This window comes from Micromonospora sp. NPDC047187 (genome assembly GCF_040643355.1).
GTDB classification, from domain to species: domain Bacteria; phylum Actinomycetota; class Actinomycetes; order Mycobacteriales; family Micromonosporaceae; genus Micromonospora; species Micromonospora salmantinae.
The window spans coordinates 181,902-197,653 of sequence record NZ_JBEYUF010000007.1 but is presented as its reverse complement, the minus strand read 5'-3'; the positions used below and the strand labels follow the sequence as shown (position 1 = coordinate 197,653).

The 15,752-nt window shown below is 71.9% G+C and carries 14 protein-coding genes; 6 read left to right on the top strand and 8 right to left on the bottom strand.

Going from position 1 to position 15,752, the window contains the following annotated elements; all coding sequences use genetic code 11:
* Window positions 1-11: 11 nt before the first annotated feature.
* The 4 genes from ABZ794_RS15035 to ABZ794_RS15020 form a co-directional block, all read right to left on the bottom strand.
* Window positions 12-2,990 carry an AfsR/SARP family transcriptional regulator gene (locus tag ABZ794_RS15035; protein ID WP_210780857.1) on the bottom strand — a complete coding sequence of 993 codons (2,979 nt, stop codon included), beginning with the start codon at window positions 2,988-2,990 and terminating at the stop codon, window positions 12-14.
* Between the two features lie 258 nt (window positions 2,991-3,248).
* Window positions 3,249-4,916, bottom strand: coding sequence for a fumarate hydratase (locus ABZ794_RS15030; protein WP_091403108.1), 1,668 nt, complete (start codon window positions 4,914-4,916; stop codon window positions 3,249-3,251).
* Between the two features lie 125 nt (window positions 4,917-5,041).
* Window positions 5,042-6,451: a PQQ-binding-like beta-propeller repeat protein gene (locus ABZ794_RS15025; RefSeq protein ID WP_210780928.1), complete on the bottom strand. Its 1,410-nt coding sequence runs from the start codon at window positions 6,449-6,451 to the stop codon at window positions 5,042-5,044.
* Window positions 6,452-6,556: 105 nt separating this feature from the next.
* Window positions 6,557-7,060: an Lrp/AsnC family transcriptional regulator gene (locus ABZ794_RS15020; RefSeq protein ID WP_091403110.1), complete on the bottom strand. Its 504-nt coding sequence runs from the start codon at window positions 7,058-7,060 to the stop codon at window positions 6,557-6,559.
* 139 nt (window positions 7,061-7,199) lie between these two features.
* Between ABZ794_RS15020 and hppD the strand changes: the two genes are divergently transcribed.
* The 6 genes from hppD (at window position 7,200) to ABZ794_RS14990 (ending at window position 12,957) form a co-directional block, all read left to right on the top strand.
* The gene (gene hppD, locus ABZ794_RS15015; protein WP_357515922.1) at window positions 7,200-8,405 is read left to right on the top strand and encodes a 4-hydroxyphenylpyruvate dioxygenase; all 1,206 of its coding nucleotides are present in this window, start codon (window positions 7,200-7,202) and stop codon (window positions 8,403-8,405) included.
* A gap of 11 nt (window positions 8,406-8,416) precedes the next feature.
* Window positions 8,417-9,124 (top strand): RDD family protein, encoded by a 708-nt coding sequence (locus tag ABZ794_RS15010; RefSeq protein ID WP_357515920.1) that lies wholly within the window; start codon window positions 8,417-8,419, stop codon window positions 9,122-9,124.
* Window positions 9,121-10,113 carry an RDD family protein gene (locus ABZ794_RS15005; RefSeq protein ID WP_210780852.1) on the top strand — a complete coding sequence of 331 codons (993 nt, stop codon included), beginning with the start codon at window positions 9,121-9,123 and terminating at the stop codon, window positions 10,111-10,113. The genes ABZ794_RS15010 and ABZ794_RS15005 overlap by 4 nt, the downstream gene beginning before the upstream one ends.
* Window positions 10,110-11,213 carry a histidinol-phosphate transaminase gene (gene hisC, locus ABZ794_RS15000; protein ID WP_357515918.1) on the top strand — a complete coding sequence of 368 codons (1,104 nt, stop codon included), beginning with the start codon at window positions 10,110-10,112 and terminating at the stop codon, window positions 11,211-11,213. The genes ABZ794_RS15005 and hisC overlap by 4 nt, the downstream gene beginning before the upstream one ends.
* A gap of 138 nt (window positions 11,214-11,351) precedes the next feature.
* Window positions 11,352-11,906 (top strand): hypothetical protein, encoded by a 555-nt coding sequence (locus tag ABZ794_RS14995; RefSeq protein ID WP_238690449.1) that lies wholly within the window; start codon window positions 11,352-11,354, stop codon window positions 11,904-11,906.
* A gap of 127 nt (window positions 11,907-12,033) precedes the next feature.
* The gene (locus tag ABZ794_RS14990; RefSeq protein ID WP_357515916.1) at window positions 12,034-12,957 is read left to right on the top strand and encodes a hypothetical protein; all 924 of its coding nucleotides are present in this window, start codon (window positions 12,034-12,036) and stop codon (window positions 12,955-12,957) included.
* A gap of 68 nt (window positions 12,958-13,025) precedes the next feature.
* Here ABZ794_RS14990 and ABZ794_RS14985 read toward each other — a convergent pair whose 3' ends face one another.
* From ABZ794_RS14985 to ABZ794_RS14970, 4 genes are all read right to left on the bottom strand, one after another.
* Window positions 13,026-13,382, bottom strand: a complete 357-nt coding sequence (locus ABZ794_RS14985) for an LPXTG cell wall anchor domain-containing protein (RefSeq protein WP_357515914.1) — start codon at window positions 13,380-13,382, stop codon at window positions 13,026-13,028.
* Window positions 13,383-13,483: 101 nt separating this feature from the next.
* Complete coding sequence (locus ABZ794_RS14980; protein WP_357515912.1) at window positions 13,484-14,740, bottom strand: PQQ-binding-like beta-propeller repeat protein; 1,257 nt, start codon at window positions 14,738-14,740, stop codon at window positions 13,484-13,486.
* Window positions 14,741-14,821: 81 nt separating this feature from the next.
* Window positions 14,822-15,304 carry an SRPBCC family protein gene (locus tag ABZ794_RS14975; protein ID WP_210780847.1) on the bottom strand — a complete coding sequence of 161 codons (483 nt, stop codon included), beginning with the start codon at window positions 15,302-15,304 and terminating at the stop codon, window positions 14,822-14,824.
* Window positions 15,305-15,448: 144 nt separating this feature from the next.
* Window positions 15,449-15,658, bottom strand: coding sequence for a DUF397 domain-containing protein (locus ABZ794_RS14970; protein ID WP_030327888.1), 210 nt, complete (start codon window positions 15,656-15,658; stop codon window positions 15,449-15,451).
* Window positions 15,659-15,752 lie beyond the last annotated feature (94 nt).

Genomic DNA, 15,752 nt, shown 5'->3' with positions numbered 1-15,752 from the left:
CAGATGATCCGTCAGCCCAACTCGGTGAGCAGCCGTTCCACCTCGTGCTGGTCCGGCGACTCGATCTGCCGGAACAGGGCCAGCGCCCGGGTCAGGTGCGCCCGCGCCGCCGCCGGATCGGTCGCCAGCAAACAGCGGGCGATGCCCTCCAGCGCCCGACCCTGCTCGTGTAGGGAACCCAGCCCGGTGGCGTCGACGAGCACCCGACGATGCAGGTCGAGCGCGCTGCTCACATCCCCCTGATCCAGGATGGCTCGGGCCAGCAGGTTGCGCGAGCCGCACTGGCCGATGCGATCTCCCGCCTCGGTCATCGCGACCAGCGCCGCACGGTGCAGGTCAGCGGCCTCTTCCGGACGGCCGGCCTCCCGTTCCATCATCCCGATCTCGTTGAGCACCTCACCCTCACCGAACCGGGCGCCCATCTGGCGCTTGAAGCGCAGCGCCACCCGCAGCAACCGTGCGGCCGGCACCACGTCGCCCATCCGATGCCGGACCATCCCGAGGTGCCCGAGGGCATTGCCGAGCCGCCGTGTGTCGCCGACCTCGCGGGCGATCCCCAGGTGCCGCCGAGCGGTGCGCAGCGCCTCGTCGTGCCGTCCCCAGAGCAGCAGGGTGATCGTCAGGTTGTTGAGTTCGTTCGCCAGCGCCGTCGTGTCGCGCATCCGCGTCGCCAGCGCCCGAGCAGCGTCGTAGGACTCGCGAGCCCGGCGGAACTGAAAGTTGGCCGCGTACGCGGTGCCCAGGTTGCCCAGGGTGTTGCGGTATTCGTAGCGCAGACCCAGGCGGCGGAAGATGTCGAGTGATCTCTCCATCACCCGGATCGCCGTGGGGAAATCACCCAGCCGGTAATGGGCCGAGGCGAGATAGTTGAGCATCATCCCCACCGCCCTGTCGTCACCCAACTCCTCGGCGGCGCGCAGGCCGATGGTGTGTGTCTCAATCAGTTCATCCAGTCGACCGCCCTCGAACTGCGCGTGCCAGCAGGCCCTCGCCAACTGCCAGCAGTAGCGGAGAAACCCCTCGGTCTCCGCCAACCGGACCAGGGCTGTCCATGCGGCCAGGTTCTCGTCGAGCCAGGCCCGACCCTGCTCGGCGACGAGCATGACCAGGTCAGGACGGAGCGGCTCCCCCACCACGATCAGCGAGCGGAGCGCGGAGAGTTCCCTCTCGCGGGCGATCGCCGTGGCGACGTGCAGGTGGTGATCGAGCAGACGCTCGATGCCGCCCCGTCGCTCGACCGTCCGCTCCGGCTCGGCCACCAGCGTCCGCGCGTACTCCCGGACCAGGTCGTGCAACCGGTACCGGCCCGCCTCCGCCTCCTCCACCAGGTGCGCGTCGACCAACTCGTCCAGCAGGTCCTGGGCCTCGGGTAGGGACAGCTCGGCCAGTACTGCGGTGACCGAGTTGTCGAACCGTACTCCCGGGTGCAGGCCCAGCAACCGGAACGCACGCTGCGCGACCGGGGACACCTGGGCGTACGACAGGGCGAAGGCCCGACCGACCGACCGCTCCCCCGCTTCGAACTCGGCCAACGGATCCGGCCGGCTGCTCAGCCGCTCGGCCAGGTCGGCGATGCGCCAACGGGTTCGGTGCGCCAGTCGGGCACCGGCCAGCCGGATGGCCAGCGGCAGGTGTCCGCAGCGTCGGACGACCTCGGTGGCCGCCTCCGGCTCCGCCGCCACCCGGGCCACGCCGACGACCTGCCCGAGCAACTCGACCGCCTCGTCGCTGTCGAGCACGGGCAGCGACGAGGGCCGCCCCTCGTCCACCCCGACCAGCCGGCGGCGGCTGGTGATCAGGATCAGGCAGTGCGAGCCGTTGGGCAGCAGCGGTGTCACCTGGTCGGCGGTCGCCGCGTTGTCGAGCACCAGCAGGGCCCGTCGACCGGCAAGCTCGCTACGCCAGAGCGCCAACCGGTCGTCCTGGCTCGTCGGCACCCTCTCGGCGGGCACACCGAGCTGCCGCAGGAGCGTGGCGACCGCCGCGGCCGGCGTCAACGGGGTGCGCTCACTGTGCCCGTGCAGGTCGATGTAGAGCTGGGCGTCCGGGTAGTCGTCCGCGAGAGCGGTGGCGAGATGCACCGCGAGGGTGGTCTTGCCGCTGCCCGCCATGCCGTCGATGAGCTGGATCCGGGCCCCGGCCTCCACCTCCTTGACCAGGCGGGCCAGCGTCTGCTGCCGGCCGGTGAAGTCGCCGATCGCCCGGGGCAGCGAGCGGACCGGAGCGATCGGCCGCGCTTCCCGACCGGCCAGGGCCAGGTCACCGGCGAGCACCCGCTGGTGCAGCTCCTGCAACTCGGCGCCCGGCTCGATGCCCAGCTCGTCGGCGTAGGTCCGCCGGCCCTCCCGGTAGACCGCGAGCGCGTCGGCCTGCCGTCCGACCGAGGACAGTGCCAGCATCAGTTGTCCGCGCAGCCGCTCCCGCACCGGGTGCTGGTCGACGCTTTCGGCGAGTTCGCCGATCAGCTCGGCGGCCCGCCCGAGGCGCAGCTCGACGTCGACGCACTCCTCCAGGGCGGTGAGACGCTGCTCGTCGAGTGCCTGTGCCCGGCGGCGGACGCTCCGGCTCGGGATTCCACCCAGCGCCGGCCCGCGCCACAACGCCAGGGCGGCGCGGAATTCGGCACGCGCGTCGACCAGGCGACCGGCCGTGGCGGCGGCTCGCGCAGCCTCCACGCCCCGGGTGAAGACCTCGGCGTCCAGGTCGGTCGGTGCGGTACGCAGCCCGTACCCCGCCGGGTCGGTGACGATGAGGTCCGGTGCCAGCTCGAGTTCGGTGAACCGGCGACGCAACCGCGACACGCAGGTCTGCAACTGCGCCCGGGCGGTGGCCGGCGGGCGGTCCTCCCACACCGCGTCGACCAGTTCGTCGAGCGGCACGAGCCGGCCGGCCCGCAACAAGAGCATGGCGAGCACGATCCGGTCGCGCCCGGCGGTGACAGTGGACTCGCCACCGCCCACCCGCAGGGGCCCCAGGATCCCGAACCGCATCTGCTCTCCCGCATCAGTGGTGCAACTTCCAGCAGAGTAGTCCGGCGGTAACAGACCGCCTCGGCCAGGCGATAGTGATCTGAGAGCGGATCGACAGCGGTGCGCAGCACACTCATTGCGAGTTGTCGGTGACGGCATCCGACGGGGGCGGTGCGCCCGTCCCACCCCAGGGGGCGGGCGTACCGATGTCGGCAGAGCACGGGCGACAGAGCGGGCGCCGGGCGAGTTCGCCCGGCGCCCGTTGGCGTACCTGTGGGGTCAGCGGCGGCCGACGGTGAGCACCGGCTTGGTGACCTCGGCGAAGAAGTCGTTGCCCTTGTCGTCGACCACGATGAAGGCGGGGAAGTCCTCCACCTCGATCTTCCAGACCGCCTCCATGCCCAGCTCCGCGTATTCGAGCACCTCGACGTGCTTGATGCAGTCCTGGGCGAGGCGGGCCGCGGGGCCGCCGATCGAGCCGAGGTAGAAGCCGCCGTGCTGCTGGCAGGAGCGGGTCACCTGACCCGACCGGTTGCCCTTGGCCAGCATCACCTGGGAGCCGCCGGCGGCCTGGAACTTCTCCACGTAGGCGTCCATCCGGCCGGCGGTGGTCGGGCCGAACGAGCCGGACGCGTAACCCTCGGGGGTCTTCGCCGGGCCGGCGTAGTAGACCGCGTGGTCACGCAGGTACTGCGGCATCGGCTCACCGGCGTCCAACCGCTCGGCGATCTTGGCGTGCGCGATGTCCCGGGCGACCACGAGCGGCCCGGAGAGCGAGAGACGCGTCTTCACCGGGTACTTCGACAGCTCGGCGCGGATCTCGTCCATCGGTCGGTTCAGGTCGACCCGGACCACCAGCTCGGCGTCGAGCGAATCGTCGGTGACGTCGGGCAGGAACCGCGCCGGGTCGGTTTCGAGCCGCTCAAGCCACACGCCCGACGGGGTGATCTTCGCGACGGCCTGGCGGTCCGCAGAGCAGGAGACGGCGATCGCCACCGGGCAGGACGCACCGTGCCGGGGCAACCGCACCACCCGTACGTCGTGGCAGAAGTACCGCCCACCGAACTGCGCGCCGATGCCGAAGTTGCGGGTCAGCTCCAGCACCTCCGCCTCCAGCTCCAGGTCGCGGAAGCCGTGCGCGCTCATCGAACCGGCGGTCGGCAGCGCGTCAAGATACTTGGCGCTGGCGTACTTCGCGGTCTTCAGCGCATACTCGGCGGAGGTGCCGCCGATGACGATGGCCAGGTGGTACGGCGGGCAGGCGGCGGTGCCGATCAGCCGCAGCTTCTCCTCCAGGAACTGCATCATCCGGGTTGGATTGAGCAGCGCCTTCGTCTCCTGGTAGAGGTACGACTTGTTTGCCGAGCCACCGCCCTTGGCCATGAACAGGAACTTGTACGCGTCGGGGTGCCCGTCGGGGTCCTCGGCGTACAGGTCCACCTGGGCGGGCAGGTTGCTGCCGGTGTTCCGCTCGTCCCACATGGTCAACGGGGCGAGCTGGGAGTAGCGCAGATTGAGCTTGGTGTACGCCTGGTAGACGCCCCGGGAGATGGCCTCCGCGTCGGCACCGTCGGTCAGCACGTGGCGACCGCGTTTGCCCATCACGATGGCGGTGCCGGTGTCCTGGCACATGGGCAGGACACCGCCGGCGGCGATGTTGGCGTTGCGCAGCAGGTCCAGCGCGACGAACCGGTCGTTCGGCGAGGCGGCCGGGTCGTCGATGATCGCCCGGAGCTGCGCCAGGTGCGCGGGGCGCAGGAAGTGCGCGATGTCGTGCATCGCCTCGGCGGTCAGCGCGGTGAGCGCGGCCGGCTCCACGGTGAGGAACCGGCGGCCTCCCGGGCCGTGTACGACGTCCACGCCCTCGTCGGTGACCAGGCGATAGTCCGTCTGGTCGGGGCCGGTCGGCAGCAGAGGGGCGTACGAGAATGCGGCGGCACTGCTCATGAGCGGCAAGCCTAGGGCAGACCGGTCGATCACTCCCACCCGCCGGGCGGGTCCTGGGACGCCGCTCTCATCCACCGGGCGTGCCGGGCCCGGCCGCCGTCCGGATCATCGGACGAACCGCGCGATCAGCCGTCCTTGCCGCCGCCGGGGTCGGGGCAGAGTTCCCCCTTCGGCCCGCAGTCGCCGTCGTTCGGCCCGCCGGGGCCGGGGCCGCCCGGCCCGGGATTCCCACCGTCGCTGGGGGGTCGGGTGGGCGAGCTTCCGGACGCGCCGAAGCGGACGTACCCGATCTCCCGCCCCTCACCGATGATCATGCCCTGCGACCCGACGGCGAGGGCGTTCGCCGAGGTGCGCAGGACGGCCAGCTCTCGGCCGGTGCGCGGATCCAGCGCCGCCAGCCGGGACGGCTTCTCGTCGGCCACCACCGCCGCGTACGGGGTGAGCGCGGCCCCGGCCTTGCCGCTGGCCTGTCGCGTCCAGAGCACCTTCTCGGTGCCCAGCTCACGGGCGATGACCGAGCGTTTGTCGGCGGCCCGGAACACCGCCGAACGGTCGTCCACCGCGATCAACTTTGTGCCCGGCTCACCGACCCAGAGCAGCCGGCCGTCGTACCCGTCGATGACCGCCTCGCGGCCGTCCGGGGCGACGCCGATCAGCACGTTCCGCGCACCCTGCGGGTCCTCGCGTTGCACGCAGCCGGCGGAGTCGGCGGTACGCAGGTTGATGCCGGCCCGCTGCCAGGCCTCCTGCCCGGTCGCCGAGTCCCGGGCGGAGATGGCGAAGTAACAGGTGCCGTCCTGGGATCGGGCGGCGATCCGCAGCAGCCGACCGCCCACCACGGAGAGCCGCTCCTCCCGGCCGGGCTCGACGTTCTGCAGCACCCGGCCGGTGGCGGTGTCGACCACGTGGACCCGACCGTCGACCGGAAAGCCGAGCAGCGGTGGCGCGGCCTCCGCCCCGACCACGCCGTCGTCGATCCGGGTGGCGGTGAGCCGGCGGGTGCCGCGCAGGCCGGGATTGTCGGCGAGCAGGCCGCTGTGGACCCCGGGCAGGAAGGCCGTCCAGAGCGGTGCCGTGCCACGCGGGTCCCAGGCGCTCAGGGTGCAGTCGGTGGCGTCCGTGCACCTGGCGTCGAGGAGCAGGTTGCGGTACGTCCAGACGGCTACCGCGTCGTCGTCACGCCGCCGGGTCACCCCGGTCGTCGGGTCGAGCAGTTCGTACCCCTTGACCAGGAGCTTGCCCACGGCCACGACCGGGTCCCGGTCGCCGCCGGCGACCGCCGCCCAGTCCGCCTTGCGCTCCCAGAGCTGGGCGCCGGTGGCCAGGCTGCGAGCCTCGACCCGGGTGCGCTGCTCGACCACGACGGCGTCGCCGGCGATGGTCACGCTGCGCGGAGTGCCGCCGACCCGTTGCTGCCAGACCACGTCGGGCTCGGAGATGGGTTCGCTGCGGTCCACCCAGTCCCACAGGCCGGGGAACGGGTTCCACACGCCGGTGGCGGCGAGCGCGACGACCACGGCGAGGCCGAGCAGCAGCCCACCACGCACGCTCCCCTTCGCCACCCGCACACCGTAGCCACGATCACGGATCTTCCGTACGCCCGCGCCGCCGTGTCGCCGCGCTTTCTGCGCTCGGAGGTGTTACAGCACTCTTCCCTCGGCCCGAACAGCGCTTCGCACCAGCGGAAGCGTGCGGTAGGGAATCTGCTCGGCCAACGCGATGATCGTCGAGGCGCGGGTGATGCCGGCGGACGAGACGATCTGGTCGATGACCCGTTGCAGGTCGGTGTTGGAACGGGCCACGATCCGGCAGAGCAGGTCGCTGGAGCCGGTGATGGTGTGCGCCTCCAACACCTCGGGGATGGCGGCGAGGTGAGCGGTGACCGGGTCGTGGCCGTGCCGCTGACTGATCTCCAGGGTGACGAAGCTGGTCACCCCGAACCCGATGGCGGCCGGCGCGATCTCGGGGCCGAAGCCCTCGATGACCCGCCGCTCGACGAGCTTGTCCAGCCTCGCCTGCACGGTGCCCCGGGCCACCCCGAGCCGCCGGGAGCACTCCAGCACCCCGATCCGCGGCTCCTCGGCGAGCAGTTCGATCAAGCGCACGTCGAGCGCATCGAGCTGTACATTCTGCTCACCATTCATGAGTGAACACCATACCGAATGCGCAACCTGACCAGCATTTCTGCCAACAGTTGCCCACTCGATGCCGGGGCAGCGATCCTCGCCACAAGAACCGACCACGGCGGCCCACAAGGCCGGCCGGTACGCGAGGGAGCCCACCATGACCCAGGCGATCGACCGACCCCAGTCGACCGAGGACGTCGACGTCGACCGGCTCGTCGGCGCTGTCGACCACGACATCAGCCACGACCCGTTCCCGGTCCGGGGCCTCGACCACGTGCACTTCCTGGTCGGCAACGCCAAGCAGGCCGCCCACTACTACTCCACCGCCTTCGGCATGACCTGCGTGGCGTACCGCGGCCCCGAGCAGGGCTACCGGGACCACGCCCAGTACGTGCTGACCAGCGGCTCGGCCCGGTTCGTGCTGACCGGCGCGGTGCGCCCGGACGCCGACGGCGCCGAGCACGTGGCCCGGCACAGCGACGGGATCAGCGACATCGCGCTGGAGGTCCCGAACGTGGACACCGCGTACGCGCACGCCGTCGCGCAGGGCGCCGCCAGCGTCGTCGAGCCGCACGAGGTGACCGACGAGCACGGCACCGTCCGGATGGCCGCCATCGCCGCGTACGGCGACACCCGGCACACGCTGGTCGACCGGTCCCGCTACAGCGGCCCGTTCCTGCCCGGCTTCGTGGCCCGGGGCCCGATCGTGGACCGGCAGCCGATGATCGACGCCGGCATCCAGCCGAAGCGCTTCTTCCAGGCCGTCGACCATGTGGTCGGCAACGTGGAGCTGGGCCGGATGGACGAGTGGGTCGAGTTCTACAAGCGGGTCATGGGCTTCTCCAACATGGCGGAGTTCGTCGGCGACGACATCGCCACCGACTACTCGGCGCTGATGAGCAAGGTCGTGGCGAACGGCACCCGCAAGGTGAAGTTCCCGCTCAACGAGCCGGCGATCGCCCGCAAGAAGTCCCAGATCGACGAGTACCTGGAGTTCTATCAGGGCCCGGGCGCGCAGCACATCGCCGTCGCCACCAACGACATCCTTGCCAGCGTCGACGCGATGCGCGCTGCCGGTCTGGAGTTCCTGGACACCCCGGACTCGTACTACGACGACCCGGAGCTGCGCGAGCGGATCGGCAAGGTGCGGGTGCCGATCGAGGAGCTGAAGGCCCGCAAGATCCTGGTTGACCGGGACGAGGACGGCTACCTGCTGCAGATCTTCACCAAGCCGGTGCAGGACCGTCCCACTGTCTTCTTCGAGCTGATCGAGCGGCACGGCTCGCTGGGCTTCGGCAAGGGCAACTTCAAGGCGCTCTTCCAGGCTATCGAGCGGGAGCAGGAAGCCCGCGGCAACCTGTAACACTTGCGAGCGTGACGCAACCTCCGTCGTACCCGACGCCGCCGGCCGGTGGGCCCCGACCCACCGCCGGCGGCTTCGCGCCGCAGCCCGGCCCACACCCCCACGGGTACGCCGCGCCGCCGCAGTACGCCCCACCCGGGTACGCCCCACCGCAGTGGCATGCTGGCCCACCCGGCCCGCTGCCCCCGCAGCTGAGCCCGAGTGGTCAGCCGCTGGCCAGCTTCACCGACCGGCTGCTGGCCTGGCTGATCGACACGGCGCTGGCGAGCGCGGTGTCGCTTGCGTTGTTCAGCCCGTTCTTCCTCATCCTCTGGTGGCGGATGTTCACCGAGATGACGCAGACCAACCCCGACGGGACTTTCGTGGAACCCGAGCCGGGCACCTTCTTCGTCGATTTCTTCCTGCCGATCCTGCTGCTCCAGCTCGGGCTCCTCGTCGTGATGCTCGGGTTCTACTGGCTTTACCACGTGGAGTACCTCAAGCGCGGCGGTCAGACGCTCGGCAAGAAGGTGATGAAGCTGCGCGTGGTGCCGTTCGACCCGACCCACACCCTGGACCGGCGGATGGCTGGCCGGCGATGGCTCGTGCAGTACCTGGCGGCTTCACTGGTACCCGGGATCAGCTACGCCGACGGGTTCTGGCAGCTCTGGGACAAGCCGTGGCAGCAGTGCCTCCATGACAAGTTCGCTGCGACGGTCGTCGTTAAGGTGTCTTCGTGAGCGTTCAACCTGGCTGGTATGTCGACCCCGCCGACACTGAGACCCGACGGTACTGGGACGGCGAGGGCTGGCTGGGTGCGCCCATTCCTGTCGACGCCACCCCTCCGGACGGCCCACCGCCGCCCGAGCCACCGCCCGCGCCGGTCACCCCGGCCGCGCCCGCGGCGTCGACGACCCCCGACTCGGCGACTGGCGCGCCGGGCTGGTCGCCCCAGCAGGGCCCACCCCCTGGGTACGGCCCGCAACCGGGACACGGCCCGGGCTGGGGACCACAGGCCGGCCCTCCCGGCTGGGGTCCGCAGGGCGGTCCGCCGGGCTGGACCCCGCCGGGTGCCCCTCCCGGCTGGGCGCCACCGGCCGGTCACCCCGGCTGGCCCGGACGACCGCTGGAGCCGCGACCGCACGGCCTCAGGCTGGCCGGCTACGGCCGCAGGTTGGTCGCCCGGCTGATCGACTTCGGCCTCGTCTTCGCACTGAACGTGGTTGTCAACGGCTGGTTCGTCTGGCGCTGGGCGCAGGAGTGGGCGCCGTACTGGCAGGAGGTCTTCCGGCGCGCGGCGCGGGGCGACACCTCCGCCGACGGTCTGCCGATGCCCGGTGAGCAGGCCGGTTCTCTGCTGGTGGCGATCCTGCTGATCGCCACCGCGCTCTGGCTGGCGTACGAGGTGCCGACAATGGCCTCCGGCGGGCAGACCGTCGGCAAGCGGGTGATGCGGATCCGGGCGGTGCCGATGGCCGCCGACCAGCCGCTGGGCGTCCGCCGGGCGCTGAGCCGGTGGAGCACGCTGGGCCTGCCGACTCTGCTCTGGTACTGCGCCGGGCTCGGCCTGGTGCTGCAACTCGTCGACGCTCTCTCCCCCCTCTTCGACCACCCCCTGCGCCAGGCGCTGCACGACAAGCGCGCGCAGACGGTGGTCGTCGAAGTCCCCCACCAGACCGAAACCGCCCCCTCGAACGACCGTAACCAGCCCCCGGGAGACACCCCATGACCGACTCCGGACGTCACCAGCCGGCGCTGCGGCTGACCCGCGTCGACCTGGACGCACTGCCCAGCTACGTGCCGGGGCGCAGCCCCGCCGACCTGGCCCGGGAGTTGGGCCTGCCGGAGGCCATCAAGCTGGCCAGCAACGAGGTGCCGTACGGGCCACTGCCCGGCGTTGTGGAGGCGGTCACCGAGGCGATCACCACCTCGCACCGCTACCCGGACATGGGTGTGGTCGCGCTGCGGGACGCGCTGGCCCAGCGGTACGGGGTGGACGCCGATCGGATCGCCACCGGCTGCGGTTCGGTGGCGCTGGCCGAGCACCTCGTGCGTGCCACCTGCCTGCCCGGCGACGAGGTGCTCTACTCGTGGCGGTCCTTCGAGGCGTACCCGATCATCGTGGCGACCAGCGGCGCGACCAGCGTGCGGGTGCCCAACGACGCCGGGCACGGGCACGACCTGGCGGCGATGGCCGCGGCGGTGACCGACCGGACCCGGGTGATTTTCGTCTGCAACCCGAACAACCCCACGGGTACGGCGGTGCGCCGGGCCGAGCTGGACCGGTTCCTCGACGCGGTGCCGGACGACGTGCTGGTGGTGATCGACGAGGCGTACCGGGAGTTCGTCACCGACGCGGAGGTGCCGGACGGTCTCGACTACCTGGACCGGCCGAACGTCGCGGTGTTGCGCACGCTGTCGAAGGCGTGGGGGCTCGCCGGGCTGCGGATGGGCTGGCTGGTTGCCCAGCCGGTGGTGGCGGCCGCCATCCGTAAGGTGGCGACCCCGTTCTCCAGCAGCACGGCAGCTCAGGCCGGGGCGCTCGCCGCGCTGACCCAGGTGGCGGAGATGGAGCGCCGCTGCGCCCTGGTCGTCGCCGAGCGGGACCGGGTCACCGAGGCGCTGCGCAAGTTCGTGCCCGAGGTGCCGACGAGCCAGGCCAACTTCGTCTGGCTGCCGCTGCGCGAGCGGGCGGTGGCGTTCGGCAAGGCGTGCGAGGCGCGCGGGGTGATCGTGCGGCCGTTCGCCGGGGACGGGGTCCGGGTCACCATCGGCACCCCGGCCGAGAACGACGCGTTCCTGGCGGCTGCGGAGGCGGCGCTGACCTGAGCACTGATGGATCACCTGTGACCAAGTAGTGACGGCTGCGGCCTTTGTCCGGTTTTATGCCTGATTTGCCCTATCTTTCGAAGTAGCCAGACGTGCCGAGGATCGCGTCGGCTCACTTCGAGAACGGGGTAAAACACAGTGCGTACTGCCAAGATCTGTCTTGCCGGGGCGGCCGCCGCGGCGATGGTGGGCTTCCTCGCGGCACCGGCCGCCGCCGCCCCCACGGATGACACGACGGCCACCTTCGAGGTGCTCGCCGGCACCCTCGACATCGTCGCGCCGGCCACCGCCGACCTCGGTGACGGTGCCCCCGGTAGCGTCATCACCGGCCAACTCGGCGTCGTGACGGTCACCGACTCCCGAGGTTCCGCTGACGCCTCCTGGGTCGCCTCGGTGACCGCGAGCGTCTTCCAGACCGGCGGCGGCTCACCACCCGAGACGGTCCTTCCGTCTGAGATCGACTACTGGTCCGGCCCGGCGACGGCGACCACCGGTGACGGCACCTTCACGCCGGGGCAGGCCACCGCCGGCGACGCCGACCCGCTGGACAGCGTTACCCCGCTCACCGCGTTCACCCACGCCGGCGGCACCGGCGGCAACACCGCCGCCTGGAACCCCACCCTGGACGTCAACGTCCCGCTGGACAGCATCGCGGGCGTCTACACCGGCACGGTGACACATTCGGTGGCGTAGCCCCCGGGGGCGGTCGACCATCGCGGTCGCGCTCGCCCTGTTCTGCCTCGCCGGTCCGGGTCTGTCGACCCGGGCCGGCGCGGTCGAACCGGAGGCGGGATCGGACGACGGCACCATCGGGATCCGGTTGCTGGAAGCCCCGACCGAGCGCCGCACCGACCCCAGGGCGCTGCGCTACATCGTCGACCACCTACCGCCGGGCGCCACCATCAAGCGACAACTGCTGATCGTCAACCGCACCGACCAGACCCGTCGGGTCGACGTGTACCCGGCAGCCGCAACCCTGGAGGGTGGGGCGTTCCGCTTCGGCGAGGGGCGCGCCGAGAACGAGCTGACCTCCTGGGTCAGCCTCGACGAGCGCTCCGTGGAGCTGGGACCGCGGGGCGAGACTCGGGTCCAGGCGACCATCGCGGTGCCGCCGCCCGCCTCCCGCGGCGAGCGGTACGGGGTGGTCTGGGCGTCCACCGCGTCAACTCCCCGGGCCGGCGGCGAGATCACTCAGGTCCACCGGGTCGGGGTCCGGATGTACCTTGATATCGGGCCCGGCGGCGAACCCGCCTCCGACTTCTCGATCGGCGAGGTACGCCCGGCCCGCAGCCCCGAGGGCGAACCGTCGCTGACCGTCCAGGTCACCAACACCGGAGGCCGTGCCATCGACCTGACCGGCGCGGTCAGCCTGAGCGATGGTCCGGCCGGCAGCCGGGCCGGCCCGTTTCCGGTCGGGCAGGGCGTCACACTGGCGCCGGGCGCGTCCGGGCAGGTCATCGCCCGATTCCCGGTCACGCTGCCGAACGGCCCCTGGAAGGCAGAGGTGAACCTGGAGAGCGGCCTGGTGAAGCGGAGCATCACCGCGCAGATCACGTTCCCCGACGCTGGTCAGGTCGGGAAACGGGGCAGTGTCGTCTCCCGGATCTTCTCCGGGTGGACTGCGGCGGCGGCCGTCGCGGGCCTGCTGCTGGTGGTCGGCCTCGCCATCCTGGCCCGTCGTTCCCGCCGGTCCGGTCGACCTCCCGCCGACCGTCCGAGGGAGCGCACCCCGGCCGGGCATTGATCCGGGCGGGGCAGTCCGACCGCCGGCTTGGGCCGGGCCCGTCAGTCCGGCCGACTCTGGCCGGCCCGTCAGCTCAGCCGGCGGCGGCGGGCGGCGAACCACCCGGCGACGATCAGGGCTGCGCCCAGCATCGCGAGAAGCAGCGCCGACCCGCCCGAGCCGGTGACCGGCAACTCACCGCCGTGACTGGGTGTGGGTTGGGGCGGTGCCGTCGGTGTGGACGTGGGCGGCGGCTGAGTCGGGGTCGGCGTCGCCGGGAGGATCTCGAACGTGACGCCGCCCGCCGACGGCTCGGCCCGGACGGCGCCGAACCCGCGCGCCGAGGCAGGGTCCGCGGCGGCCAGCACCGGCGACGCCGCCAACGCCAGGCTCGCGGTGGCGGCGAGCGCGCCACCCACGAGGTAGTTGGCTGCTGTCCTGGCCATGCGCCGACCCCTTCCACCGGAAACCTGAACCGTGAAAAACATACCCTTTTGCGACAAAGGGCATGGAACGGTCCGGTGTTCCGAGGGCGAAGACGCCACGATCAGGTGGCGGCCAGGATCACCGCCTCGCCGGTGTAGTAATAGCGCCGGTCGTCGCCAGCCGGGTCGACCGGCTTGCGGAGCCGCTCGACCGCGACGAACCCGTCCTCGGCCGTCACCGCCCCCGGCGCCCAGCCGGTCCCATCCGAGCCGACGTTGAGCGCGAAGCGGGACAACTGCCGCCCGGTCACCGGATCCAGCGTCACCAGGTCGTTCGTCTCGGTCAGCAGGTGCACCCGGCCAGGTTGCCCGGCCAGCACCCGGGCCGAGCCCAGGCCCGTGGACCGCCACAACTCGGTGCCCGTACGCGCCGATCGACCCACCACGACGCCGTCGAGCACGGCGACGGACTGCTCACCCACCAGCGCCGCGCCGGCCGGGTCCAACGCGGGGGCGGCGACCGGCGAGCCTGCAGTCAACAACCAACCCCGACCGCCCTCGTCACCCGGCCCGGCGGTCCGCAGCCCCAGACAGCCCGACCCGCCGGTACGACAGCCGAGCGGCGTCACCACAAACCCGTCAGGGCCGCCCGGCGGTCGCCAACGCTCCCGTACCTCGCCCGTCGCCGCGTCCCGGAACTCGACAGTGGCCGGCCCGGCGCAGGTGTCCAGACCGATCAACTGCCCGGTGGCGCTGGTGCCGACATCGCTGCGGCACCTGCCGGGCAGCTCGACCCGCCACAACTCCCGGCCGCCGGGCAGCTCGACCCCGCGCGCCTGGGCATCCCCGGTCACCACCAGCACGATCCGCCCGTCGGGAAGGTCGGTGAGCTGGAGCCCTGGCGCATCCCAGACGGTCGCCGCCCAGGTACGACGCACCGGTGCCGTGCTCTCGACCGGCTCCGGGCCGTCGGTTCGCCAGAGCACCGCGCCGGTCCGGGCGTCGAGCGCGACGAGCTTCCCGTCGGACCAGCGGCTGACGACAGTGCTGCCGCTGGCCACCACCCCGGTCAGCTCCGCCGGCCACCGCCGGTACGACCAGTACGGGCTGGTCCGGTACCGGCCGTCGACCGGCCGGTCGGCATAGACCTGGCGATGTGCGGCGTACACCCGCAGTCTCCCGTCGACGATCAACGGGGCGACCGGCAACCGACCGATCACTCCGGCAGCCGGTCGGGCCCGGGCCGGATAATCTGCCCGCGCCACAGTGCTCACCTCTGCCGGTGCGAGGACCCGGTGGACGATGACCACGACGGCCGCCGTCGCGAGCAGCGCCGCGACCACGATCGCGAGCCGTCGCCGGCCTCTCGGGAACCTCATGCCGCACCTCCGCCCGGCACCCTACCCAGCGGAGGAGGCCGGACCCCGTTCAGGTCACGGCGAGGGCTGCCCGCTTGGCGCTCAGGCGGCTTCGACGGAGCCGGTGGCACCGGCCGCGACGGCGAGGTCGGCGAGATCACGCCAGAGCGCCGCCTCGACCGCCCGTGCGGCCAGCCCGCCGAGCAGCAGCGCCACCACCCGACCGTACGGGGCGGTCGGCACCGCCTCGTGAGTGACGGTGACCGCCGTGCAACCCCGACGGCGGCGGCGGACCGGCCGCAGGCTCCAGGTGATCCGGTAGTCCGCGCCGGTGCCGGACGAACACAGCACCAGTCGCTGCGGTGCGAGCACCTCGACCACCAGGAACTCCTCGGTCAGCGTGCCGCCGCCCGGCTGGACCCGTTCCTCGCGCCAGGAGGTGCCCGGCCCGAACGAACCCGGGGTGAGCACCTCGATCGGGCCGGCTGCGGTCATCCGGGCCGCGCGGCCCGGCAGGTCTGTCAGCAGACGCCAGACGTCGACAGCGTGCGCCTCGATGATCCCGGTAATCGCCACCGTCGACATGCCACCCTCCCGTGTCCCCGACGGTACGCGGAGTGAGGGCCGGACGGGGCCCCCGGAGCGGAATTTCCGCCACCCGGGGGCCACGCTGTCCGATTGGGCGGTCGCTTCGGCACCGGTCGTCGTCGACCGGCGCCGAAGCGCCGGTCAGCGCTCGAAGCGGCCGGCCCGAATCGCGCCGATGAACGCTGTCCACCCCGGCGGGCTGACCGCGAGTGTGGGACCGGCCTGGTCCTTGGAGTCGCGGACTCCGACCAGACCATGGACGTCGACCAGGTTGTCCGCCACTTCCACGCAGAGCCCCTGGTCGTTTGAGCGGCTGCTGGTACGCCAGACCGCGCCCGCAAGATCGTGCATCGTCGTTACCTCCGTGTGCGTCGGGATTGCCCCACCGCTGTGGCCGGGCAGAGCCCGGCTCGGATTGCGCGGTGTAGCAACGGAATCCGGACGA